General features: G+C 62.7%; 23 protein-coding genes. 9 read left to right on the top strand and 14 right to left on the bottom strand.

Going from position 1 to position 22,945, the window contains the following annotated elements; all coding sequences use genetic code 11:
- Window positions 1–2 precede the first annotated feature (2 nt).
- From ACG873_RS16600 to ACG873_RS16610, 3 genes are all read right to left on the bottom strand, one after another.
- On the bottom strand, window positions 3–1,067 hold the full coding sequence (locus ACG873_RS16600; protein ID WP_394893143.1) for a TRAP transporter large permease: 1,065 nt from the start codon (window positions 1,065–1,067) through the stop codon (window positions 3–5).
- Between the two features lie 207 nt (window positions 1,068–1,274).
- A complete protein-coding gene (locus tag ACG873_RS16605; protein WP_394893144.1) occupies window positions 1,275–1,796 on the bottom strand; it encodes a TRAP transporter small permease in 522 nt (173 codons plus the stop codon).
- A gap of 25 nt (window positions 1,797–1,821) precedes the next feature.
- Window positions 1,822–2,835, bottom strand: a complete 1,014-nt coding sequence (locus tag ACG873_RS16610) for a TRAP transporter substrate-binding protein (RefSeq protein ID WP_394893146.1) — start codon at window positions 2,833–2,835, stop codon at window positions 1,822–1,824.
- Between the two features lie 134 nt (window positions 2,836–2,969).
- On the opposite strand from ACG873_RS16610, the gene ACG873_RS16615 reads away from it, so the two are divergent.
- From ACG873_RS16615 to ACG873_RS16635, 5 genes are all read left to right on the top strand, one after another.
- Window positions 2,970–4,067 (top strand): LacI family DNA-binding transcriptional regulator, encoded by a 1,098-nt coding sequence (locus ACG873_RS16615; RefSeq protein ID WP_394893147.1) that lies wholly within the window; start codon window positions 2,970–2,972, stop codon window positions 4,065–4,067.
- 211 nt (window positions 4,068–4,278) lie between these two features.
- Window positions 4,279–5,247, top strand: a complete 969-nt coding sequence (locus tag ACG873_RS16620; RefSeq protein WP_394893149.1) for a glycine betaine ABC transporter substrate-binding protein — start codon at window positions 4,279–4,281, stop codon at window positions 5,245–5,247.
- Between the two features lie 53 nt (window positions 5,248–5,300).
- Complete coding sequence (locus ACG873_RS16625) at window positions 5,301–5,948, top strand: L,D-transpeptidase (RefSeq protein ID WP_394893561.1); 648 nt, start codon at window positions 5,301–5,303, stop codon at window positions 5,946–5,948.
- A 6-nt stretch (window positions 5,949–5,954) separates the two neighbouring features.
- Window positions 5,955–6,302 (top strand): hypothetical protein, encoded by a 348-nt coding sequence (locus ACG873_RS16630; protein ID WP_394893151.1) that lies wholly within the window; start codon window positions 5,955–5,957, stop codon window positions 6,300–6,302.
- Window positions 6,303–6,365: 63 nt separating this feature from the next.
- Window positions 6,366–6,920 carry a DUF308 domain-containing protein gene (locus ACG873_RS16635; RefSeq protein WP_394893153.1) on the top strand — a complete coding sequence of 185 codons (555 nt, stop codon included), beginning with the start codon at window positions 6,366–6,368 and terminating at the stop codon, window positions 6,918–6,920.
- A gap of 45 nt (window positions 6,921–6,965) precedes the next feature.
- On the opposite strand, the gene ACG873_RS16640 is transcribed toward ACG873_RS16635, so the two are convergent.
- From ACG873_RS16640 to ACG873_RS16665, 6 genes are all read right to left on the bottom strand, one after another.
- Window positions 6,966–8,684 (bottom strand): SLC13 family permease, encoded by a 1,719-nt coding sequence (locus ACG873_RS16640; RefSeq protein ID WP_394893155.1) that lies wholly within the window; start codon window positions 8,682–8,684, stop codon window positions 6,966–6,968.
- 121 nt (window positions 8,685–8,805) lie between these two features.
- Window positions 8,806–9,933 carry a sulfate/molybdate ABC transporter ATP-binding protein gene (locus ACG873_RS16645; protein WP_394893157.1) on the bottom strand — a complete coding sequence of 376 codons (1,128 nt, stop codon included), beginning with the start codon at window positions 9,931–9,933 and terminating at the stop codon, window positions 8,806–8,808.
- Window positions 9,934–9,943: 10 nt separating this feature from the next.
- Entirely contained in the window at window positions 9,944–10,831 is an 888-nt protein-coding gene (gene cysW / locus ACG873_RS16650) for a sulfate ABC transporter permease subunit CysW (protein WP_394893562.1), read from the bottom strand.
- Between the two features lie 13 nt (window positions 10,832–10,844).
- Window positions 10,845–11,705: a sulfate ABC transporter permease subunit CysT gene (gene cysT / locus ACG873_RS16655; protein WP_394893159.1), complete on the bottom strand. Its 861-nt coding sequence runs from the start codon at window positions 11,703–11,705 to the stop codon at window positions 10,845–10,847.
- A 10-nt stretch (window positions 11,706–11,715) separates the two neighbouring features.
- A complete protein-coding gene (locus tag ACG873_RS16660) occupies window positions 11,716–12,741 on the bottom strand; it encodes a sulfate ABC transporter substrate-binding protein (protein WP_394893161.1) in 1,026 nt (341 codons plus the stop codon).
- 98 nt (window positions 12,742–12,839) lie between these two features.
- Entirely contained in the window at window positions 12,840–13,289 is a 450-nt protein-coding gene (locus ACG873_RS16665) for an RrF2 family transcriptional regulator (protein ID WP_394893163.1), read from the bottom strand.
- A gap of 451 nt (window positions 13,290–13,740) precedes the next feature.
- Between ACG873_RS16665 and ACG873_RS16670 the strand changes: the two genes are divergently transcribed.
- Window positions 13,741–15,156 carry a Do family serine endopeptidase gene (locus ACG873_RS16670; RefSeq protein ID WP_394893164.1) on the top strand — a complete coding sequence of 472 codons (1,416 nt, stop codon included), beginning with the start codon at window positions 13,741–13,743 and terminating at the stop codon, window positions 15,154–15,156.
- 127 nt (window positions 15,157–15,283) lie between these two features.
- Window positions 15,284–15,598, top strand: a complete 315-nt coding sequence (locus tag ACG873_RS16675) for a hypothetical protein (RefSeq protein WP_394893166.1) — start codon at window positions 15,284–15,286, stop codon at window positions 15,596–15,598.
- A 2-nt stretch (window positions 15,599–15,600) separates the two neighbouring features.
- Here the strand turns inward: ACG873_RS16675 and ACG873_RS16680 are convergent, their stop codons facing one another.
- Entirely contained in the window at window positions 15,601–16,623 is a 1,023-nt protein-coding gene (locus tag ACG873_RS16680) for an MBL fold metallo-hydrolase (RefSeq protein ID WP_394893167.1), read from the bottom strand.
- A 56-nt stretch (window positions 16,624–16,679) separates the two neighbouring features.
- Entirely contained in the window at window positions 16,680–17,108 is a 429-nt protein-coding gene (locus tag ACG873_RS16685) for a CBS domain-containing protein (protein ID WP_394893168.1), read from the bottom strand.
- Window positions 17,109–17,127: 19 nt separating this feature from the next.
- Here ACG873_RS16685 and ACG873_RS16690 point away from each other — a divergent pair, with 19 nt between their 5' ends.
- Entirely contained in the window at window positions 17,128–18,162 is a 1,035-nt protein-coding gene (locus ACG873_RS16690) for an aldo/keto reductase (protein ID WP_394893170.1), read from the top strand.
- A 90-nt stretch (window positions 18,163–18,252) separates the two neighbouring features.
- On the opposite strand, the gene ACG873_RS16695 is transcribed toward ACG873_RS16690, so the two are convergent.
- Window positions 18,253–19,383, bottom strand: a complete 1,131-nt coding sequence (locus ACG873_RS16695; protein ID WP_394893172.1) for a site-2 protease family protein — start codon at window positions 19,381–19,383, stop codon at window positions 18,253–18,255.
- Window positions 19,384–19,670: 287 nt separating this feature from the next.
- On the opposite strand from ACG873_RS16695, the gene ACG873_RS16700 reads away from it, so the two are divergent.
- On the top strand, window positions 19,671–20,180 hold the full coding sequence (locus ACG873_RS16700; protein WP_394893174.1) for a ferritin-like domain-containing protein: 510 nt from the start codon (window positions 19,671–19,673) through the stop codon (window positions 20,178–20,180).
- Window positions 20,181–20,205: 25 nt separating this feature from the next.
- Here the strand turns inward: ACG873_RS16700 and ACG873_RS16705 are convergent, their stop codons facing one another.
- Window positions 20,206–22,449 (bottom strand): xanthine dehydrogenase family protein molybdopterin-binding subunit, encoded by a 2,244-nt coding sequence (locus ACG873_RS16705; protein ID WP_394893176.1) that lies wholly within the window; start codon window positions 22,447–22,449, stop codon window positions 20,206–20,208.
- A complete protein-coding gene (locus ACG873_RS16710) occupies window positions 22,446–22,943 on the bottom strand; it encodes a (2Fe-2S)-binding protein (RefSeq protein WP_394893178.1) in 498 nt (165 codons plus the stop codon). The genes ACG873_RS16705 and ACG873_RS16710 overlap by 4 nt, the downstream gene beginning before the upstream one ends.
- Window positions 22,944–22,945: the final 2 nt, after the last annotated feature.

A 22,945-nucleotide genomic window follows, 5' to 3' on the forward strand; every position in this document is an offset into this window, starting at 1 on the left:
TCCTATTGCGTGATGAGGTTGGGCAGCCAGGTCGACACCGCGGGAACGGCGGAGACGACCAGCAGCGAGAGGATCAGCGGGATGAAGAAGGGCAGCACGCCGCGAATCACGGAATGCACCGGCATCCTCGCGATGATCGACACCATGTAGAGGCTCATGCCGACCGGCGGCGTCAGCAGGCCGATCATCAGGTTGAGCACGAAGACGATGCCGAGCTGCAGCGGATCGACCCCCGCGGCATGCAGGGCGGGCGCGACGATCGGCGCGATGATCAGAATGGCGGCGATCGATTCCAGGAACATGCCGACGATCAGCAGAAGGATGTTGACCAGAAGCAGCAGGACGAAGGGATTGTCGGAGAGGCCGAGCAGAAATGCGCCCGCCCTTGCAGGCACCTGGTCGAGCGTCAGCACCCAGGCGAATACGGCGGCCGTCGAGACGATGAAAAGGATGCCGGAAGTCGCCTCGACCGTCTCGCGCAGGCTCTCCCAGACCGCCCGCCATGTCAGCGTGCGGTAAATACCGAAGCCGATCGCCAGCGCATAGGCGACCGTGACGCCCGCGACTTCCGTCGGGCCGAAATAGCCGCTGAGCAGCCCGCCGATAAGAAGCACCGGCGCAAGCAGGGCGGGGAAGGAGATCACCGCTTTCTTCGCCACGGCGCGCAGCGACGGGCTCACCGTGTCGCGCGGCAGGTCGTAAAGCCGCGCCATGACCGCGACCTGCGCCATCAGGAAGAAGGTGATAATCAGCGCCGGCACGATACCCGCGATGAGAAGCTGTACGGCCGAGACGTTGGTGACGCTGGCATAAATGATCATCGGAATGGAAGGCGGGAAGATCGGACCGATGGTGGCGGCGGCGATCGTGATGCCGGCGGCGAAGTTCTTGCGGTAGCCTTGCCCGGTCATCTGGTCGATCTGAATCTTGCCGAGCGCACCGATGTCGGCAAGGGCGGCGCCGGACACGCCGGAAAAGATCAGGCTGACGAGGATCGACACCTGCGCCACCGCGCCGCGGATGCGGCCGACGACGAGCCGCACGAGGTCGAAAATATGCGTCGTCACGCCCATCGCGCTGAGCAGGCTGGCGGCGAGGATGAACAGCGGCGGCCAGCAGCGGCGTCGAATCGAGCGCGTTGACCGCCCGCTGCGCCAGCACGTGCATGGGAAGGTCGAAGGCGATAATCGCGACGCCCGAGGCAAGCCCGAGTGCTACTGCAATCGGCGCCCCGGCGATCAGCGCCGCCAGGAAAACGAGGACGAGAACAAGGCTCATAGCGCGGATATTTCCGGACGCGGCGGCTCTTCGCCGCGCAGGAGGGTGGCCAGACGGAGCAGCGTCGCGGCCGCCAGCAGGGCGAAACCGATGACCGCGGGGGTGTAGACGAACCAGTTGGAGATGCCCATTGAGGGCGTGGCGAACTTGCCCGCCCGAAGGAGAAACGCCTGAAGCCCGTAGAGCGTCAGGGCGCAGAAGGCCAATACCATGACCTCCGCCGCGAACAGGAATGCACGACGCGCACGCGGCGGCAGAAGCATCGGCATCATATCGACAGCGACGTGCTGGCCGCGCAGGGCCAGCAGCGGCACGCACAGGAAGACGAGCGCGATGCCGCTCATGCGGGCCAGTTCGTCGGCCCACGGCATGCCGAGGTCGAAGATGTTGCGGCCGATCACTTGCGCCACGACGAGAACGCTCATCAGCGCAAGGAACAGGATGGCGGCCGTGCGACAGGCAAGCGCGACCGTCTCCAATGCCTTGCTGCCCGCGCCGGGGGCGGCGATCCTGCTCATATTCCGCCTCCGCTGGTCGTCTCGATCAGGCGATCGCCTTGATCTTCTCGTAGAGCGCGCCGTACTTCTCGCCGAAACGTTCTTCCACCAGCTTGCTGACAGATGCCCGGAAAGCTTCCACATCAAGCCCCTCCGAAGGGCCGATGACGGTCATGCCCTTCTCGCGCAGCGCCTGCGTGTCCTTCTCTTCGTTCTCCTGGATGGCCTTCGTGGCGCGATCGCGGATTTCGAGCGAAGCGGCGGCGACCGCTTCCTTCTGCGCGTCGGACAATCCCTGCCAGGCGTCCTCGTTCATCACGACGACTTCGGCATTCGACATGTGCCCGGTCAGCATCAGGTGCGACTGCACCTCGTAGAGCTTGACGTTCAGGACGACATTGACCGGGTTCTCCTGGCCGGCGACGACGCCGGTGGCCAGCGCGGTCGGCACTTCCGACCAGTCGACCGGTACGGCCGCCGCGCCCATGCCCTCGATGGCGGTGGTATAGATCGGGAACGGCACGGCGCGGATTTTTTCGCCGGCGAGATCGGAGGGCTTGTAGACCGCCTTGTTGGCGGTGAGGTTCCGGCGGCCGAAATAATGCGCGTAGATGACGCGCACATTGGCCGCCTCGATCAGACCCGTGTTCAACTCCTGCATGACCGGCGAGTTGATGTCCATGACCTTCATGAGGTGATCGACGTCGCGGTATAGGTAGGGCGTGTCGAGCGCCGCGAACGGCTCGTAGAGCGAACCGACACCGCCGGCGGTGTTGTGCGAGAATGCGATCGTGCCGAGCGACACGGCTTCGGCCAATTCCTGGAGCTTGCCAAGCTGTGAGGACGGGAAGACCTGGACGGCTAGGTCGCCGCTCGAATGCTTGCCGACCGCCTCGGCGAACCAGTCGGCCTGCGCGCCGGCGACGCTCGCCGATTCGTTGTTGTGGCCGTAGCGCAGCGTGACCGACTGCGCCGGCGCCAGGCGCGGCGTCATTATGGCGGCGCCCGCGCCAAGTCCCAGCGCCAGCGCGCCGCGCCGGGTAATCCCGATTGAATTCATCACATCCTCCCATGACGTGTTTTGACGTGGTCGAGGCAGGATACGCTCTTGTTTCCTCCACCGCAGCGCCTCTTGACACAAGGCTAGGAAGCGTGATGCTTCACGTCAAATGTTAACTCATGAGGTGTTTTGAAGTGTCACCCGAATTGGCCGGCGCGCCGTCGATGATGGACGTGGCCAAGGCGGCGGGCGTTTCGCTCGCCACAGTCGATCGGGTGCTTAACCGGCGCAAAGGGGTGAAGACGCGCACGGTGGAGCGTGTGCTGAAAACGGCGCTGGATCTGGGCTACATGGGCGAGCGCGACCACGAGCGGCTGTCGAAGCCTCGCCCGCCGAACATCGCCTTTCTCCTGCCGATGGGCACGAACCCCTATCTGAGGCTGCTCGGCGAAAAGGTCAGGGCCGTCGCCGACACACGCACGCGCGATGCCGCGCCCTTGCGCTGCTTCTTCATCGAGAGCTTCGACGCGGCGGCGCTGGCGGCTGCGATCCGTCACCATGCCCGGTGGGCCGACGGCATCGCCTTCATGGCGATAGACCATCCGCTGGTGCGCGAGGCGGCGGAAGAGGTCAGTGCGGGCGGCACGCGGCTCGTCACGATCGTGTCCGACCTGCCGCATCCGAGCCGGGAAGCGTATGTCGGGCTCGATAACCAGGCGGCGGGACGCACTGCGGCCCATCTGCTCGGCCGGTTCTGTCGCCCAAACCAGGGTAGCGTCGCATTGGTGGCGGGAAGCCGCGTTTACCGGGCGCATGCCGAGCGAGAGATGGGCTTCCTCGGCTTGATCGATGAGGCACACCCTGGGCTCAGGGTGATCGGAATGCGTGAGGGCCACGATGATCGCAACGAAAACTACCGCCATACAATTTCGCTGATAGAGCAGAACCCGGATCTGGTCGGCATCTATAATGTCGGCGGCTCGTCAGACGGGATCGCCCGTGCTCTGCGCGAGAGGAATAAAGCGGGCCAGATCGTCTTCATCGGCCACGGGCTGACGCCCGACACTCGGCGGCTATTGATCGAAGGCACAATGGATGTGGTGATCAATTCGGACCCGGACGCGATCATCAGCGAGGCGCTGACGCAATTTTCGCTCATGCCAGAAGAACTGCCGGGCCGACGCGTCGAACGTCCGCCGTTTAAAATGGACCTTATCTTCCGCGAGAACCTCCCGCCCACGCAAATCGTTCCGACGACTCATGCTCGACGGGGCCAAGATCAAAGTCCATGAATTGGGGATGCACGAGCCTTGTGCGTAAAGCCGACCGTTGCGGCAACGATACCCCGGGTGAGAAGGTAGACGCGGGCGGAGACGGCGCCCTCATCACCTCAATGCCGAACAATACGGAACGCTAAAAAACTGCTGGCACTAGCGCCTTGGTTGTGGCTGAATGCCCATGGGCATCGTGTTTGTCGCGTCGGGGGCGACGGCTGGAGGGTGTATGGTGGTCAGTACACGCTTGCTGCGGCGAAGCGGCGTTGCTCTCGGTTTTCTCATCGCATTGTGCGGCAAGGGTTTTGCAGCCGACCTCGTGGTCGGCATGCCAAACTGGCCGTCGGGCCAGGCTTCCGCCAACATCATCAAGTACGGCATCGAGAAAAAGCTGGGCCTGGATGTCGAAGTCCGGGAAATGGGGACGCTCACGATTTTCGCCGGGCTTGATGCGGGCGAAGTCGACGTCCATCCGGAAGTTTGGCTGCCCAATCTCGATTCGGTCGTGAAGAAATATGTCGACGAGAGAAAGTCGGTCCAGTTCAGCCCGAAGAAGGTGTCGGCGACGCAAGGGCTCTGCGCGACCCGCGAAACCACCGAAAAGTTTGGAATCAAGGATGTTGCGGATCTGAAGGATCCGAAGAAGACGTCCGTCCTCGACACCGACGGCGACGGACAGGGCGAAGTGTGGATCGGCGCGGAGACTTGGTCATCGACCCCTATCGAAAGGATACGCGCGCGAAGCTACGGCTATGCCGAAACGGTCAAGCTGCTCGAAATGCCGGAGGATGTGGCGATGGCGGCAGTCGACGCGGCCGCCGCAACCAACGCTCCAATCGTATTCTACTGCTACAGCCCGCACCATGTTTTCAATCTGCACGAAATTGTCCAGCTGACCGAGCCGGAACACGACGGCTCCAAGTGGAAGATAGTCCTGCCCGGCGACGATCCGGCGGGTTGGCTCTCCAAGTCGCATGCGCCCGTGGCATGGGCGCCGTCGCATTTCCAGATCGCGTTCGCGACGAAAACGAGTGAGCGGCTACCGAAAGTGGCGTCGTTTCTCTCCAGCATCGACTTCACCCCGGAGGAGATCACGGAGATGAGCTACGCGCTCCAAGTGGAAAGGCAGGACCCTGCAGCCTATGCGCAGCAATGGATCGCGGCGCATGAGGACCGGCTGGAAGCCTGGTCGAAATAGAGCGAGGCAGCGCCATGGCATTTCTCTCCCAATTCCGCGGCCGTGCCTTCGGCATGAAGATGGCAGCCTGCCTTGCGCTCGGCGTTGCCATCTGCGCGACGCTCGCATACGCCGCCGAGACGCAGATATTCGATCCGAAAACCCGCAAATGGGTTGAGTACGACCGCAAGAAAGCGAGGACGTACTACGCTGCGCACAAGCAGGTGCCGGAAACGTTTCGCCGTCAGATCGTGAAATTCAGGACCGCCGAGAAACCGGGTACCATCATCATCGATGGCAACCAGCATTTCCTCTATCTGGTTCAGCCCGGCTTTACCGCCATCCGCTACGGGATCGGCGTCGGCCGCGAAGGTTTCGGCTGGGCGGGCATCGTGAAGGTCGGCCGCACCGCCGAATGGCCGACATGGACGCCGCCTGCCGAAATGGTCGCCCGCGATCCGAACGCCAAGAAATGGGCGGGCGGCCAACCCGGCGGTCCGGACAATCCTCTCGGAGCACGAGCCCTCTATCTCTACCAGGGCGACCAGGACACGATCTACCGTATCCATGGCACGCCGGAGCCGTGGACGATCGGGCTCGATGTCTCGTCAGGGTGTATCCGGATGAACAATGACGACATCACCGACCTTCACTCCCGGATCAATGTTGGGGCAAAGGTCGTCGTATTGATGCAGGGTGCTTCGCTCTACAAGGGAGTTTGACCGCCAATGTCCAGTGCCTCCGCTTCCGGTTCATCCTCTCCGTCTGCCCCGAACCGCAATCGCGCGGCGATGCTTGCGGCGCTTCTGGCCGCGATGCAGGTCGTCGGCTGCCAGTCGAGCGGACCTGCGCCGGACACGGTGCGCAATACCGGCCAGACCGCGCCGGCCGATCTCCAGCTTACCTGTGCTTCCGCGGCGGCCACACCGTTGGGCGTCGACAGCGCCGCAGTCTTGCCTGTCAGTTCATCCCAACTCGATGCCCAGACATTCCAGGTCGTGCTGGAATCCGGCGGCATCAGGGCCAACTGCGTCGTCGACACGTCCGGGAACGTTATTTCCGTTCAAAAGGTTTGAGGGTCGCGCCTCGCGTCCGCTTGGCGATTGCCGCGCGGCTGAACTCAGGAGTGGGAGGGCATCATGGCGCTGGGTGAATCCGATCGTATTGACGCAGTACTCACTGCGCTGCGCGGGCTGTTGATGGCGGTGGCGGCGCTGCTAGCCTTCATCTATCCCTCCCAGGCGGTCAAGTTCCTGGTTCTGGCGGGCGGCGGCTTGCTGCTGATCGATGGCGCGCTAGGCCTTGCTGCGATGAAATTCTCCGGTCCGAAAACCAATACGTTCTGGTTTGGGCTTGTGCGCAACGGTCTCTCGATCGCGTCCGGCGTAATCGTGCTGTTCAGCCCGGTGCTGCTCGCCATCTTCAGCATGGGCTTCCTGGCCACTCTCGTCGGATTGCTCGCCGTCCTGGTCGGAATAATGGAATTCCTTTTCGGCTTCATCGATGAGGGCGGCTCCCGGCTATGGCCTGCCATGATCGGCGGCGGCCTCTACATAGTGTTCGGCCTGGCCCTGCTGTTCATCCCTCTTTCCAGCGCGGTTGTCCTTGTCCGCATCGTGACGACGCTGATGATCCTCTACGCACTGCTTCTGTTCTACCGGGCGTGGGGGATGCGCGCGGCGACTGAAACGTAGAGGCGCTGAGCTCTATCGATACGAAGTACAATTCCCCCGCCGTTCTCAGATCCAGAACGCGAATATGGCCACCAGTGCGATTAGCGACACGGCGATTGTCACTGGCCATCCGACCTTCAGGAAATCGATGAAGCGGTAGCCCGCGATGCCCATGACGATTGTGTTGTTGTGGTGGCCTATGGGTGTGAGAAAGTCGATCGAGGCGCCAACCGCGACGGCGATCAGGAGCGGCTCCGGCGGCATGCCCACGGCAGAGGCGACGCCGATGGCGATGGGCCCAAGCACGATCGCGGTGGACGCATTGTTGACGAACGGGGTGATGGCCACGGCGAGCGCCAGCATCGCCGCCGAGATCGCGATCGGACTTTCCGGCGGAAGCACGGACATCAGCCCGCTCGCCATGGTCGATGCGGCGCCGGTCGTCTCGACCGCGAAACCAAGCGGGATCATCGCCGCCAGCATGATGAGGATCGGCCAGTCGAGTTCCGCGAACCCTTTCCGCAGGTTGAGATCGCCGGCGCCTGCAAGAATGAGCGCCACCAGACCAAAGGCCAGTTCCGGCGGAACAATGTTGAAGGCGGCGATCGCCACGCCTGCCGCAAAAACGACCGTCGGCCGCCAACGTCGTTGCGAGGCGGCTTCTTCGGGTTTCGGCCAGAGCGGCAGGATTTCCGCCTCGTCAACAGCATCGGCGATCGCCTGCCTGTCGCCGGCCAGGTAGAGCACGTCGCCGATGGACAGTTGCAGGTCGGCAAGCGATCCCTCGATGCGCGGCGTCTGCATCGCGACGGCGATCACCCTGATCTCTCGCGATTTTAAACCCTCAAGAGCGCCGATGCGTGAGCCCACCAGCGTGCTCTCCGGCATTATCACGGCCTCGACGCGTTCGGAACCGGCGGGATCGCGGCGGACCTGCCCCTCCGCCAGCCAGGTTTCAAGACGCGGGAGGTCCATTTTCACAAGCAAGACGTCGCCTGCCTCCAATCGCGTACCCGGCCTCTGGAAGAAAAGGCTCGCTCCCGCCCGGCGTATTGCGTGGACCGTTGCGTCAATCTGGGTCACGGGCGTGCCGACAAGCGGCGAATCCACTCCGATTTCGACTTCGCTGACCACCGTGCGGAAAGATTGCGGCGGCAACCGCTTCGGCCCGGCTGGCTCGGAGCCGAGAACGCGTCGCGGCCAGATGAGAAGCGCGAGCAGCCCTGCGATCGCCGCCGGAACGCCGACCCAGGCATAATCGAAAAACGCGAACCCCTCGCCGGTAGCGGCGGTGAGCTGGTTGCTTACGATCAGGTTCGCCGGTGTGCCGATTATCGAACAGAGGCCACCGAGCAGCGCAGCGAAACTCACGGGCATCATAATGCGGCGCTGGTCGAGCCCGCTGACGCGGCAGACGCTCGTGGCGACCGGGATCATCAGCGCCAGCGCGCCGATATTGTTCATGAATACGGAAATCCCTGCGGTCAGGGCACAGAGGATCGCAAGGATTCCGGTCTCGGTGCGCGCGACTTCCGGGATGCGGCGGGCAAGCGGGTCGAGGATCCCTGACCGTCCGAGCACCTGCACGATCAGCAGTATCTCCACGACGGTTACGAAAGCAGGGTTCGAGAAGCCTGAAAACGCCTCTGCGGGGGCCACCAACCCGATCAATAGTCCGATCGCAAGGCCGGCGAGAGCCACCACCTCCATGCGGATGCGGTCGATGGCGAATACGACGAGCATGCCGGCGAGCAACAGAAGAATCGCGGCCTGCTCGAAATTCATCGTCGCCTGCGTCTCCGATTCGAGAATTCAGCGAGGCCAAGGGCCGCCGCGAAGACGACAAGGGATAACACGTCGAGAACGATCAGCGTAGCCGCGGCGTTCAATCCGGCAGGGCCAACGGTCAAAGACCGGTCGCCAGCATCAACTCCGTTTCCTCGACATCGCGAAGACGTGGCTCATAAACCTGTTGCTGGGCGAGATCGTTTCGGCCGGCCGCGGAAAAAAGCTTCCATCGCTTGGGTCGGAATGCGATGCGGTTCTTCGTTCCGGCTGGATGCTCTACCGGCAGTTCGATCTCCACGCGCTCCCGGGCCCCGCCAACTGCAAGTTCGACGCGGCGCGTGCCGGCGACGCGGCGGCTGGCGGCGACGGTTCCGGCGATGCAGCCGCCGCAGCCGTCCAGCAACTCGATATCGTGCGGCCGGAAGTAGAGAGTAGCCGCCCCGTTTGGAACGTCCTCGGCCTCGATCCCGATGGTGCGGTCCTGGAGCCAGAGCTGGCCGTTCTCGACACGGACCGGGAGGGCGCTCGAATCGCCTATGAATCCGTAGACGAAGGGTGAGTTCGGCCGGTCGTAAACGTCATCGGCGGTTCCGACCTGCTCTATGCGGCCTTGGCTCATGACGACGACGCGGTCGGCGAGTTCGAGCGCCTCCTCCTGGTCATGGGTAACGAAGACCGTCGTGTGGCCGGTCGTGTCGTGGATCTCGCGAAGCCAGCGCCGGAGTTCGCGCCGTACCTGCGCATCGAGCGCTCCGAAGGGTTCATCAAGGAGGAGGATACGCGGTTCTATGGCCAGCGCCCGGGCAAGCGCCACGCGCTGGCGCTGCCCGCCGGAGAGCTGGCTCGGATAGCGGCTTTCAAGCCCCGAGAGCTGGACAAGGTCGAGCAGCTCCGAGGTACGACGCCGGATTTCTTCCCCGGCGGGACGTATCGCGCCCGGCCGCACCTTGAGCCCAAAGCCGATATTGTCAGCGACCGTCATGTGCCGGAACAGTGCGTAATGCTGGAAGACGAAGCCGACATTGCGCTCCTGCACAGATCGGTGCGAGGCGTCCGCGTCGCCGAAGAAGACTGCGCCTCCGGTCGGCCGCTCCAGTCCGGCAATCAGGCGCAGCAGCGTCGTCTTGCCGGACCCCGAAGGGCCAAGCAACGCGATCAGCTCGCCGGAACGAATGTCGAGCGATACGTCGTGGAGGGCGGGATAGCCGTCGAATTCCTTGCGGACTGATTTGATCGAGACGTCCATGTGGGCGCTCCTAATGGTTGTTCGCGGCGGCGATCTCGTCGCTATAGCGGTATTCGAGGAAGGATTTCAGAACGAGCGTCACCAGCGCGAGACCGGCGAGCAGCGTCGAAACGGCGAAGGCCGCGACGAAATTGTACTCGTTGTAGAGGATCTCGACATGCAGCGGCATCGTGTTGGTCAGACCGCGGATATGACCCGACACGACCGACACGGCGCCGAACTCGCCCATGGCGCGCGCGTTGCATAAGAGAACGCCATAGAGCAGACCCCATTTGATATTAGGCAGCGCGACGTACCAGAAGGTCTGCCAGCCGGAGGCGCCGAGCGACAGCGCGGCTTCCTCGTCGCCCGTTCCTTGGTCCTGCATCAGCGGGATCAGTTCGCGCGCGACAAAGGGGAAGGTCACGAAAATCGTGGCGAGCACGATGCCGGGGACTGCGAACAGTACCTCGATCCCGTATGACTTCAGCCAGGGGCCTAAAACGCCGCCGGCGCCGAACAGCAGCACGTAGACAAGACCCGAGATGACCGGGGAAACCGAGAACGGCAGGTCGATCAGCGTCGTCAGGAACGCCTTGCCCTTGAACTCGAACTTGGCAATCGCCCAGGCGGCCGCAACGCCAAAGACGAGGTTCAGCGGTACGGCGATGGCGGCAACGGTCAATGTCAGCCGGATCGCGGCCAGCGTGTCCGGCTCGTTCAACGCGAACAGGAATTCGTCCGCGCCCTTGCGGAACGCCTCGATGAAGACTGCGATCAGCGGCAGGACGAGAAAGAGGGCAAGGAAGCCGAGCGCCAGCGTTATCAGCACGCCCTTTGCCAACGGACCTTCCGTCGTCGCGCGACGATAGCCCTGCACAGGCACATGCGCAGGGTTCGATGCGACCGCACGCGACATGTCAGTCATCATTTCAAGCGCCATAACCATATCTCCTGCGGCTCCAGGCCTGGATGAGGTTGACGACAAAAAGCATTGCGAAGGAGATGATCAGCATGATCGCGGCGATTGCGGTTGCGCCGGCATAGTTGAACTCCTCCAGGCGAATCACGATCAGCAGCGGCGCGATCTCCGACACATAGGGGATGTTGCCCGCGATGAAGATGACCGAGCCGTATTCGCCTACGGCACGCGCGAAGGCGAGCGCGAAGCCGGTCAGCACGGCCGGCGTCAAACCGGGCAAGATAACGCGCCGGATCGTCTGTAATCGGCTGGCGCCAAGCGTCGCCGCCGCTTCCTCGACTTCCCGGTCAATCTCCGCCATGACCGGTTGGACGGTCCGAACCATGAAGGGCAGGCCGATGAAGATCAGCGCGATGACGATGCCGAACGGGGTGAAGGCTGCCTTGATGCCAAGCGGCTCCAGGAACTGGCCAAGCCAGCCGTTCGGCGCATAGATGGCGGCGAGCGAAATGCCGGCTACGGCGGTCGGCAAGGCGAAGGGGAGATCGACCGCGGCGTCGACAATACGGCGGCCGGGGAAGCGGTAGCGCACCAGCACCCAGGCGACGATGGTGCCGAAGACGACATTGACGATCGCGGCGATCAGCGAGGCACCGAAGGACATCTGCAGCGAGTTGACCGTTCTTTCGTCCGTCGCGATGGCCCAGAACTCCGCCCAGCCGAGCTCGGTCGTGCGCCATGCGACGCCCGAAAGCGGAATGAGGATGATGAGCGTCAGGTAGGCGATCGTGAAGCCGAGCGTCAGCCCGAAACCCGGGATGACGCTCGGCCTCCTGAAATGCCAACCGTCCGCCGCGGCGACGGTGGTCATATCTCAGTCCTCAGTTGGTCGGCTTGTGGATCTGGTCGAACACACCGCCATCGCCGAAGTGGTATGGCTGCGCCTTTGCCCAGCCGCCGAAGATCGGGTCGTCGATCGAGACGAGGTCGATCTTGGGCAACCTCTGAAGCGCTTCCGCCGGCACGACTTCAGGTTTCGAAGGGCGGTAGAAATGCTTTGCCGCCAGCGCCTGGCCTTCGTCCGAGTAGAGATACTCCAGATAGGCTTCCGCGACTTTGCGCGTGCCCTTGGCGTCGACATTGCCGTCGACGACTGTGACCGGCGGCTCGGCAAGGATCGAGGAAGGCGGGACCACGATGTCGAACGCTTCCTCGCCGAACTCCGCGCCGGCCAGGAACGCCTCGTTTTCCCAGGCGAGCAGCACATCGCCGATCTGGCGCTGTGCGAATGTGGTCAGCGAGCCGCGGGCGCCGGTGTCGAGCACCGGAGCGCGCTTGTAGAGTTCGGCGATATAGGCCTTGATCTTTTCCTCATCGCCGCCGAATTCCTTGTGTGCCCAAGCCCAAGCGGCCAGATAGTTCCAGCGTGCGCCGCCGGACGTTTTCGGGTTCGGTGTTACGATCTGAACGCCCTCCTTCACAAGGTCGCCCCAGTCGGCAATGCCCTTAGGATTGCCCTTGCGGACCAGGAAGACGATCGTCGAGGTGTAAGGCGATGAATTGTTGGGCAGGCGCGAACGCCAAGCGGCCGGGATCTTGCCCGAGTTCTTGGCGATGGCGTCGATATCGCCTTCGAGCGCCAGCGTCACGACATCGGCGTCGAGCCCGTCGATGACGGCGCGCGCCTGCTTGCCGGAGCCGCCATGCGAGGTCTGGATCGTCACCGTCTCGCCAGTTTCGGCCTTCCAATGTGCCGCGAAAGCCGCGTTGAACTCGCGATAGAGTTCGCGCGTCGGATCGTAGGAAACGTTGAGAAGCGTGGTGTCGGCAAAGGCGAAACCGAGCCCGCCGAGCTGGGCAGAAGCCGCCAGGGCAGCGAAAAGCAGAGACCTTCGATTGAGCAACATGGCCACCTCCATAGTTAGCAGTTAACTCTATCGATATAGTCGTGTATTAGGACGCAGAAACCATCCAAATTCAAGTCGCAATCTGAAAAGCTGTTCTCTTAAGCCGTCAGGACGCGAGTTTCCTCGTGCGCGGCGCCGCTGATACAATCCGCTATGGTGGTGCCGTCCAGGACGGCGCGGGTCGCGTCGGCGACCCGTGCAAAGACGCGGCGCACCTCGCAACTTTTCTCTTCGCGGCAGTCCTCGCAACGCCTGTAGGCCATCCGGCTCAGACAAGGCAACGGTGCGGTCGGGCCATCGATAATCCGCAGAATCTCGCCGAAGGTGATCATGTCGGGGCTCTTGAGAAGCATGTATCCTCCTGCCTTTCCCCGCCGACTCATCACGATTCCATGGTGTTTGAGGTCGAGGAGGATCTGCTCCAGGAACTTTTTCGGGATGCGTTGCTGTTCGGCGATGTCCGAAATCAGCTGCACGTCGTCGGGCGCCTGGGACCGCGCCAGGGCGATCAGGGCGCGCAGGGCATATTTTGTTTTCTGAGAGATCATCGTTTCGCTAGCCGCCTGGGGGCCGAGGGCAATCTGAGGGAGTTGATCAATTTTCTACCGGCTAGCCGTGTCAACCAGTCTGCGCAACCATAAGGCTCGCTGCCAATGTCAGCGAAGGCTGTCGGATCACGCGCAATCCTACTGCTACTCGACCTGATCAGTCGTATTATGCTGAACGCTTCTGCCAAAGTCCACCCTCGGCGATAGAAGGAATTCGCAGGCGAGCCGATCTCGTTGGGCGAAGGCGCTGGGGGCCGCGCCAGCGGCGTCTCCTGGCGAAAGAGAGCAGCGTTATCTTTCACCAACGGAAACAATTGCCGTGCATCGAAGTTTTGCTTCCGACCTGCACGCCACGTCTGGCCGCACCAGCAAACTTCAAACCGGCGGCAAGGCAGCGTCAGGAATCCTTGGACGGGCTGTTCGAAGGGTCACTGGAACAGGAGAACCAATCATGCTTCGGGGTCTGAACAAACAATTGCATGCTGCCCTTGTTGTCGGAACTCTGGTGTTCTCGGTAGGCGCAGCAGGGTCGGTCACAGCCCAGGAGATTCCCGGCGACTTCACCGGGATCGTCCGTGAGAAAATACCGGCTGTGGTCGCGATCACGACCCGGCAGTTTATCGAAGACCAGACGACGGCGAATTCTATGCCATTCGGCGATTTCTTCGGTCCTTTCGACGGCGGTGGCCCGGGACCGGTCCAGCCCCAGGTGCGCGAGGCCCTCGGGTCCGGTTTCGTCGTCAGTCCCCAAGGCTACATCGTTACGAACAACCATGTCGTTGCGGAGGCGAGCGAAATTCATGTCGTCTTTTCCGACAAGGAAACTGCGCCCGCGGAAGTCATCGGACGCGATCCGGCGACCGATATCGCGGTGCTGAAGATCGAACCACGGCCCAATATGGCGGCAACCGTATGGGGCGATTCGGACGCCGTGCAGCCCGGCGCGTGGACCATCGCGATCGGCAGCCCGTTCGGGCTTGGCGGAACCGTCACGGTCGGCGTGCTCTCGGCCCGTTCGCGCGACATTCAGGCCGGCCCCTACGACGACTTCCTCCAGACGGACGCCTCGGTCAATCAGGGCAATTCCGGCGGTCCGCTGTTCAATGTGCGGGGCGAAGTGATCGGGGTCAACACAGCCATCGTCTCGCCCTCGGGCGGCAGCATAGGCATCGGTTTTGCGGTGCCGTCCCGCACGGCCCGGACCGTTGTCGAGCAGTTGATCCGGACGGGCCGGATCGAACGCGGCTTCATCGGGGTGCGTCTCCAGGAGATCACGCCGGCCATTGCCGAGGCGTTCGGCATACCCGGCAGCAAGGGGGCGCTGGTCGCCTCCGTCGAGCCGGGCGGCCCGGCTGAAAAGGCGGGCATACAAGCGGGCGATGTAATCACCCGCTTCAACGGCAAGGATATCCAGAACGCCCACGACCTCACGCTTGCCGTCACCAGCCAGAAGCCCGGAACGAAGACGACGCTCACGATGAACCGCGGCGGCGGCGCACAGGAAGTGGCCTTGACGGTCGGTCAGCGCGACGATGAGGAGGTGCAGACTGGCGCTGTTCCGAAAGCCCCTGAAACAAGCGATAACCTTGGCATCGCGCTCAGCCCCATTCCGGAGGAGGCGCGCCCGCAGCTTGGCCTCCAGCCCGGCACTTCCGGGGTGTTGGTGCAGGAAGTCGCGCCGAACAGTCTCGCCGCCGAAAGCGGCCTACAGCCCGGCGACGTAATCGTCTCGGCCAACAACCGGAACGTGATGCAGCCGTCCGACGTGGAGGAAGAGTGGGCGAAGTCCCGGCAGCAGAAGAAGCCCGTCCTGTTCCGTATCAACAGGCAAGGGCAGGCTCTCTTCGTCGCGGTGGCCGAATCCTGACCGAACTCGCCGCCGTCACCGATTGCGTTCAGGTCGAGCGACTCGCTTGCATCGAGACCGAGCGCATTTACCTGACGGAACAATCTAAGGCTCAGTCCCTTTGACTCCCAACGAAGGAGATCATGTGATGGCTGACGACAGCGTAAAAACCGTCTGCGGGACCTTCTCAACCCGGGAAGCGGCCGACCGGGCGATCGAGCATCTTGTGCAAGAGCACGGCATCGACCGCGCCGACATTTTCGTACAGGCAGCCGGGGCCAAAAATACCGCAGGCTCTGTTCCGTCAGGAGGCGATGCGTCACAAGATGAAGCCGAAGGCTCAAGTTTCAGCGCTGCCCTCGAGGGTAAAATTCAAGTCTCGGCGGATGTCAGCCGCGAAGAAATCGCAACGGCGGAGCAGGCGTTCCGGGACGCGGGTGCCGACGATGTGCTGACCCGCTGAGCTCAAGCAGAGAGCACTTGTGGTCGATCGTCGAGGCCGGAAACGCTCGCTTCGAACTCGCTCCGCAGGGTGCTTTCCCGCCCTACATATCGCGGCGAGAAATGCATCGGGATTGCCTGTTTGACACCTGCCGCACGGGCGATTGCACCCGCCTGGGCGGCGGTCAGATGGCGTTTCGATGCAGCGATGGCGCGATCATCGTTGAGAAACGCAGCCTCGATGAACAGACGGTCAGCGTCACGGGCGAGGCGAACCACTTTTGCGAAATTGGATGCGTGGAACGCCAGGTCGGTCGCGTAGACGATGCGCTGACCGCGCCCCGTCCGCAGCGCGCCGGCATGCAGCAGTTGGCCCAGGGTCATCGATTGCTGTTCCGAAATCGCGATCGAGGTCTCGACGGCATCGCCACGCCGCATCGCGCGTTTCGCTTCCTTGAGCCAGGGCCCGACCGGCAGGCCTAGGCCATCCAGAGCCACCTTGTGGACATTGATACGCAGTTTTTCCTGGAATGCGAAAGCGAGGCTGGGTATGCCATGGTCCAGCATCGCACCCTCGACGCAAAATTCCTCTTCGTCATGCAGCAGGTCCGGGCTGCCATAGCGCGGCGGGTCGGTTTCGTGCCGCCAAAATGCATCCCGAGCGCGAAAGGCGCCGCATTGCCCGAACCCTTCCCGCGACCACTCGAAAGCGGCAATTGCGAAATTGGCGGAATCCTCGTCAAGCAGGTTCCAGGTGTAGGCCCCGAGTTTTGCGTCCACTGCGTCACCCAATCCAGGGGGACCGATGAAGTGGACCGTGTCTGCCTGGTGAAGCTTGAAGCGAAGCAAGCGGTCGAAACCAGCGAAATGGTCCATGTGCATGTGTGATACGAACACATGGGTGACGCGTGCGATCTCGCGCGGAGGGAGCGGCGTCAGATCGCCTATATCAAACAGCAGCGCGCGGTGTCCAAAGCGGAAGTCCAGGAAGAGGCTTGGATCGGAGAACGGCTCATTCACCAGCCTTGGCTGCACAAGATAGGTCACGTTGATAAACCCGCTTCATCTGGACGGACAGTGAGTTCGGCCAGGGAGGACAGCGGTTATGTCGCGTGAGTGCCGCCGGGTACGACCACTCCGGTAAGAGCAACGCCGACTGTCGCCGGATCGTCCTTCAGCACCGCATCCGCCAGCGAGATCACTCCGACGAGGCGCTTGTCGCGATTGACGACCGGCAACCGTCTTACCTGGATGTTTCCCATGTTTTGAACGACATCCTCGATTTCTTCGTCGTCGAAGCAATATTTGACGTCGCGGGTCATCACATCGGCCACGGTTGCGTTTCCTTCCTTGCCTTCGGCGACGGCGCGCACGACAATGTCGCGGTCGGTGATCGTTCCGACTAGCCTGTCATTTTCTCCAACAGGCAGGAATCCGACGCCGTCGGCTGCCATTCGCCTCGCAACCTTGCGCAGCGATTCGCCCGGGCTGGCGAGATGGACCTTGGGAGTCATCAGCTCTGCTACTTTCATTGTACATCTCCCTGATCAAATGGCCGAGAACGACACCAGTGCCCGCGCGGTCGTTTGGTTCGAACCGGCTGATGCACGACTTGCAAGCCCCACACCTGTGACGTTCGACCGGCCTATCCATTCCTCGTTCACGGAACCAACCGGCGCGCAGATGGTTCCGCCAAATGGCCCCACATGCCGTGGCCATGAGCACGGTGCGGCCTCATGGAACGAAACCCCTGTGTTGCCGCCCAAAAGCAAGGGCACAGATATGGACCCGAAAAGTGAGATAACACTGCACACTGGCACCAAGATGCCGGTTCTGGGCCTTGGTACGTGGCAATTGACGAACGACACGGCAGGAACCGTCGCCGCTGCTCTGGAACTGGGGTACCGCATGATCGATACGTCCGGAGATTATGGGACCCAGCCCGGCATTGGCGACGGCATCAACCGGAGCGGCATCGAGCGCGCGGATTTGTACCTGGTCACGAAAGTGGAGGAAACGGGCGACGCCTGTCAGGCGACGCGCAAAAACCTCGACGAACTGCAATTGGACTATGCCGATCTCATGCTCATACATCGGCCGCCACGAACAGGGGCGGGAGAAAATCTGTGGCGAGGTCTGATCCGTGCAAAGGAAGACGGTCTTGCGAAGGACATCGGCGTCAGCAACTACTCCGTCGAACTCATCGAGACGCTGATAGACGCGACGGGCGAAGTCCCCGCGGTCAACCAGATCGAGTGGAGCCCGTTCGGCTACAGTGACGACATGCTGCGCTATGCGACTGAAAAGCAGATCGTCATACAGGCATACAGCCCACTTACCCGCACGAGGCGGCTGCGGAACGAGACGCTTATCGGGATTGCCTCGAAATACGGCAAATCGCCGGCGCAGGCGCTAATCAGATGGAACCTGCAGCGCGGCACGGTCCCCCTGCCCAAGGCCAATCGACGGCAGCACCTGGAAGAGAATATCGACGTTTTTTATTTCGAAATCGGCGAGGAGGATCTGGAAATCCTCAACCGCTTGAATGAGCACTATTCGTCGCTTGGGATGCTTTCATACGCCTAGACGCCGAGTTTCCCTGGACCGGATTGATTGCCGGAACCTAATGATCCCTCGGGAGGCCGTTATCTCGCAAGGAGATGAATGCGCAGTTGCTTAAACTTGAGAGGAGCGCGGTTTGCTCTGACGCAACCGGCCGAAACGAAAACCTTCCGGCACAGCAGCGCGCACCATCATCATCTCTCCGACAGTTTCGTAGGTCATGAGACCGACGAGATGATCCGCACTGTCGATGACTGCGATGGCAGGGACGTTTTTCTGCTGCATCATCTTCAAGCCTTCGCTGAGTGACCTGCGCCGGTGGATGCTGGGTATGTCGGTTCGCATCGCGCTGGCGACTGGCGCCCCTGGTCCGGCCTCCTTCAGCGCTCGGATCATATCGTCGCGGGTCAGCAGCCCTTCGAGACGACCAGCGGGATCGACGACCGGAAACTCGCGCTGTGTCGTCGCCAGCAGCGCCTCGATCGCCTGGTCCATATTCGCAGTACCCTCCAGCCTGGCGAAGTCGGTGACCATTACGTCTCCGACCAGCACGCTGGCGGCGACGTCGCGGATTTGGGCGTCCTGCGCTTCCGCCGCGGCCGCGAGATAGACGAAGATACCGATGAAGATCAGGAACGGATTGTAGAAGAGCCCGACGAAGCCGAAGACGAAGGCAAGGCCCTGGCCGATCGACGCTGCGATCTGGGTCGCTCGCGCCCACGACATGCGGGAGGCAAGAGCAGCGCGCAGGACCCGGCCGCCATCCATCGGGAAAGCCGGAATCATGTTGAACAGGACGAGGAAGACGTTGACCCCGGCAAGCCTGACCAGGAACCCGCCGCGCGGATCTTCCACCTGCGCCATTTGCTCGATCGCGGCCAATCCGCCAAGTGCGGCGAAGATGAGCGCGGCGATGATCACATTGACCAGCGGGCCGGCGATCGCGATTACGAACTCCTGGCCGGGCTCTTCGGGCATGCGCTCGAGCCGGGCTACCCCGCCGATCGGCAGAAGCGTGATCTCCGGCGTCTTGATGCCGAAGTAGCGTCCCGCGGCGATATGGCCGAACTCGTGCAGCACGACGCAGGCAAAGATGGCGATGATGAACGCAACCCCTTCCCAGGCCGCCGGTGCTCCGCCTATGCGATAGTGCATGAGCCATATCCATACGAGCAGGAGCGCGAAAGTCACATGTACACGCACCGCCGTGCCGGCGATCGTTCCGAGATTGAAGGACCATGTCATCCGCAATCCGCTCCCGCGGTGTTGGTATTCACCCGCCCAACTTCGGTGGCTGGGGATCTTCGAGGAGATTTCATCTGGTGAGCTTCCCGGGCAGGATTTGCATATAGGCGTGCTGAGTGGAATTGCGCATGGCAGCATCCTTGCCGGGGAACGGGATTATGGTTGCATGGTTCCGCCCAGTTCGCTGTGAACCATTACCAATCGGCGCAACAGCTTGATCGTTGCCCCATCAGCGGAACATTCAACTATGCCTGAAGTTCGGGGACATGAACCGAGAGGAGAGCGTGATGCCCGAGGCACGCGAATGGCTGATGCAATGGCTGCGGGATGCGCATGCCATGGAAGAACAAGCCGAGACGATGCTGGCCGGACAGTTGATCCGGCTGGAGAACTATCCTGAGTTGAGGCAGCGAATTCAACAGCATCTGGAGGAAACGAAGATTCAGGCTTCCCGACTCAAGACCTGTCTGGACCGCGCCGGTGAAGGCACCTCCGCGATGAAGGATACAGGGGCCAAACTGATGGCTTTCGCGCAGTCGGTCAGCGGCGTGTTCGCGGGCGACGAGGTGATGAAAGGTTCGTTGGCGAGCTACACTTTCGAACACATGGAAATCGCCTCCTACACGATCCTTATCGCTGCGGCCGAAGCCGCCGGTGAAACCGACATTGCGCGGGCTTGCGAAGAAAATCTTCGAGAGGAAGTGGCAATGGCGGACTGGTTGAAGAAAAATCTTGGGCCGACAACCACGATGTTCCTGACCAGGGCAGAGATCGACAGCGACAGCGCGAAGCGTTGAAGGGGCTGCCTCGTCTCAGGCATCGTCAGGCGCCGATGGCGTTTCTCACGCGCTGACGGGTGAACGGCAGGTCATACAGACGCCGGCCCGTCGTATTCCGGATCGCGTTGCCGATTGCCGCCGCCGCAGGGCCCTGTGCCGCTTCGCCGGTTCCCAGAAACGGCTCGCCCGGCCGGTCGATGATATGGACCTCGACGCTGTCCGGCACGCTCGCGAAGCGAAGAATGGGATAGCTCGACCAGTCGACGCTGGTGATCCGCGTATCGTCGAAGGTTACCGCTTCGTAGAGCGTCCAGCTGATCGACTGCAGGATTCCGCCCTCGGTCTGGTTGCGGATGCCGTCGGGATTGACCACCTCGCCGCTGTCGATCGCCGAAACGGCGCGGACGACGCGAACGCGGCCGGTTTCCCTCTCGACTTCGACTTCGAGAGCAACCGCCAGGTAGGCCGCAAGGGTCTTGTAGCGGGCAAAGCCGAAACCCCGTCCATGACCGCGCGGCAAAGCAGCATTCGACCATCCGAAGCGCTCCGCCGCCAGTTCAACCACCGCGCGGGCACGCGGATCGTCGAGGTGACGGAGCCGGAACTCGACGGGGTCGGCGTCGACGGCAAGCGCAAGTTCATCCATGGTGCTTTCAACGGCAAAGACATTGGCATAGGCACCCAGCGCGCGCAGCGCCGAGACACGCAGCGGCATGTCGGGCAGGAAATGCCAGAGTACGCGCTTGTTCGGGAGGACATAGGTGGGATTGGCGTTGCGGTCGCCATTGCCGGAGGGGCCGATGTTGAGTTCAGGCGTCTCAGGCGTGAATGACTGCTCCTTGTGGCGGGCCGCAAGCAGCGCACCAGCGCCACCCGGCCGTGTGGAGTGGGTGTTGCTCCAGAGATCGTAGTTCCAGCCGGAGATGCGTCCGTCGCCGCCGAGCGAGGCGTGCACCTTGATCAGCATGGCCGGGCCGTAAGGCTCCCAAGCATGTTCCTGCTCACGCATCCATTGAACGCGGACCGGCCGGCCCGGCAGCTTTTGCGCGATCAGCGCGGCGTCGGCGGCGGCATCGTCGGCGCCGTTGTGGCCATAGCAGCCGGAACCTTCCATGTGGATGACGCGAACCTGCTCAAGCGGCATCCCGAGCATCTCGGCGATCGCCTCGCGATCGGGATAAACGCCCTGGGTATGCGACCAGACGGTCAGCCTCTCTCCCTCTATTTGCGCCACGGCGCAGGACGGTCCGATCGATCCATGGATTTGATAAGGCCGGGTGAAGGTCGCCTCGAACGTCTTGCCCTCGCCGATGGCAGCCGAACCGCTTTCGGACACCACGCCGACCTCCCGTTCGAGGTCTTGCAGGACCGCCGGCAGGTCGGTCTGGTCGGGCAGCGTCGCGGTCTCTTCCCACCGGGCCGCGGCTGCAAGCGCCCGCATCGCGGCGACTGCTTGCCACTCCCCTTCCGACACGACTGCCAGGAAGCTGCCGTCGCGGATGACCGATACGACGCCCGGCATTGCCTCGACGCTGTTCGCATCAAGACTCGCAAGGCGCGCGCCCGGGCTCGGCGGGCGCACGACCCGGGCGTGCAGCATGCCTTCCGGCCTCAGATCGTGGACGTAGGCGACGCCGCCGGTCACCTTGGCGGGAATGTCCACGCGCGGCAGCGGCTTTCCCATCGCGCGGAACGTTCCGGGCTGCTTGAAACTGGATTGCGGCCGCGCCTCGATATGCAGCATCTGCGCCGATACGAGTTCGCCGTAACCGACCGAGCGGCCGTCCGATGCGACTATCGCCTTGCCTTCAGCCCTGAGTTCGCTGGGCGCGACTGCAAAACGGCGGGCAGCTTCAGTAAACAGGATTTCGCGCACCTGCGCCGCCGCATGGCGGATCGCAGTCCCGCTGTTCTGCATGGACTGGCTGCCGGCCGTGAAGCCTTCGTCCGGCGTCCGGCCGGTGTCGGCCGTGACAAATTCGATATCGCCGGGCTGGACGTCCAGTTCTTCGGCCGCAACCTGAAGCAGCGCCGTCCGGATGCCTTGTCCAAGCTCCGCCTTGCCCGTGAAGACAGTGATGGCGCCATCGGCGTCTATGCGTATCCAAGCATCGAGGAAGCGGTTTTCGTCGAGGCTCCCCGGCAATTTAGGCGGTTCCGGCGCCGGAGGCTGTGCGGCCTCCTGCGCCAGCGACCGCGACAACAGCGAGAAGCTGACCACAAGCGCGCCGGCGCCAGCGAGGACGCCGCGGCGGGTGATCCCGCCTTTTTCCAGGATATCGGTCATCCCGTCCTCCTGTTCGTGCCCGTCATGCCGGCCGACTGCATCACCTCGCCGGCCCGGCGTATCGCAGCGAGAATGCGCATATGCGTGCCGCAACGGCAGAGGTTGGTGCTGAGCGCGTTGCGGATATCCTCATCGCTCGGCGCCGGATTTTTCTGCAGCAGCGCCTGCGCGCTCATCATCATGCCGGGAATGCAATAGCCGCATTGCGCCGCCTGCATCTCGATGAACGCCGCCTGGACCGGGCCTGGCTCCTCGATCGTGCCGAGGCCTTCGACCGTCGTTATCTCGCGGCCTTCCAGCAGCATGATGGGTGTGACACAGGAAAGCACCGCCTCGCCTTCGACCATCACCATGCAGGAGCCGCATTGCCCGAGGCCGCAGCCGAACTTGGCGCCGTTCAGCGCGAGATCGTTGCGCAGCACATAGAGAAGCGGCGTCGCCGGATCCGCGTCGATCTGGTGTGTGGCGCCATTGACATTGAGTGTGATCGCCATTG

Origin of the sequence: Allomesorhizobium aridi (assembly GCF_043769475.1) — a bacterium.
Taxonomy (GTDB): domain Bacteria; phylum Pseudomonadota; class Alphaproteobacteria; order Rhizobiales; family Rhizobiaceae; genus Allomesorhizobium.

What these genes read in the sequence shown, in the direction of transcription:
- ACG873_RS16605 (WP_394893144.1), bottom strand. Translation starts at nt 1,796, where the DNA reads ATGAGCAGGATCGCCGCCCCCGGCGCGGGCAGCAAGGCATTGGAGACG.
- ACG873_RS16610 (WP_394893146.1), bottom strand. Translation starts at nt 2,835, where the DNA reads ATGAATTCAATCGGGATTACCCGGCGCGGCGCGCTGGCGCTGGGACTT.
- ACG873_RS16620 (WP_394893149.1), top strand. Translation starts at nt 4,279, where the DNA reads ATGGTGGTCAGTACACGCTTGCTGCGGCGAAGCGGCGTTGCTCTCGGT.
- ACG873_RS16625 (WP_394893561.1), top strand. Translation starts at nt 5,301, where the DNA reads ATGAAGATGGCAGCCTGCCTTGCGCTCGGCGTTGCCATCTGCGCGACG.
- ACG873_RS16630 (WP_394893151.1), top strand. Translation starts at nt 5,955, where the DNA reads ATGTCCAGTGCCTCCGCTTCCGGTTCATCCTCTCCGTCTGCCCCGAAC.
- ACG873_RS16635 (WP_394893153.1), top strand. Translation starts at nt 6,366, where the DNA reads ATGGCGCTGGGTGAATCCGATCGTATTGACGCAGTACTCACTGCGCTG.
- ACG873_RS16640 (WP_394893155.1), bottom strand. Translation starts at nt 8,684, where the DNA reads ATGAATTTCGAGCAGGCCGCGATTCTTCTGTTGCTCGCCGGCATGCTC.
- ACG873_RS16645 (WP_394893157.1), bottom strand. Translation starts at nt 9,933, where the DNA reads ATGGACGTCTCGATCAAATCAGTCCGCAAGGAATTCGACGGCTATCCC.
- cysW (WP_394893562.1), bottom strand. Translation starts at nt 10,831, where the DNA reads ATGTCGCGTGCGGTCGCATCGAACCCTGCGCATGTGCCTGTGCAGGGC.
- cysT (WP_394893159.1), bottom strand. Translation starts at nt 11,705, where the DNA reads ATGACCACCGTCGCCGCGGCGGACGGTTGGCATTTCAGGAGGCCGAGC.
- ACG873_RS16660 (WP_394893161.1), bottom strand. Translation starts at nt 12,741, where the DNA reads ATGTTGCTCAATCGAAGGTCTCTGCTTTTCGCTGCCCTGGCGGCTTCT.
- ACG873_RS16665 (WP_394893163.1), bottom strand. Translation starts at nt 13,289, where the DNA reads ATGATCTCTCAGAAAACAAAATATGCCCTGCGCGCCCTGATCGCCCTG.
- ACG873_RS16670 (WP_394893164.1), top strand. Translation starts at nt 13,741, where the DNA reads ATGCTTCGGGGTCTGAACAAACAATTGCATGCTGCCCTTGTTGTCGGA.
- ACG873_RS16675 (WP_394893166.1), top strand. Translation starts at nt 15,284, where the DNA reads ATGGCTGACGACAGCGTAAAAACCGTCTGCGGGACCTTCTCAACCCGG.
- ACG873_RS16685 (WP_394893168.1), bottom strand. Translation starts at nt 17,108, where the DNA reads ATGAAAGTAGCAGAGCTGATGACTCCCAAGGTCCATCTCGCCAGCCCG.
- ACG873_RS16690 (WP_394893170.1), top strand. Translation starts at nt 17,128, where the DNA reads ATGGCCGAGAACGACACCAGTGCCCGCGCGGTCGTTTGGTTCGAACCG.
- ACG873_RS16695 (WP_394893172.1), bottom strand. Translation starts at nt 19,383, where the DNA reads ATGACATGGTCCTTCAATCTCGGAACGATCGCCGGCACGGCGGTGCGT.
- ACG873_RS16700 (WP_394893174.1), top strand. Translation starts at nt 19,671, where the DNA reads ATGCCCGAGGCACGCGAATGGCTGATGCAATGGCTGCGGGATGCGCAT.
- ACG873_RS16705 (WP_394893176.1), bottom strand. Translation starts at nt 22,449, where the DNA reads ATGACCGATATCCTGGAAAAAGGCGGGATCACCCGCCGCGGCGTCCTC.
- ACG873_RS16710 (WP_394893178.1), bottom strand. Translation starts at nt 22,943, where the DNA reads ATGGCGATCACACTCAATGTCAATGGCGCCACACACCAGATCGACGCG.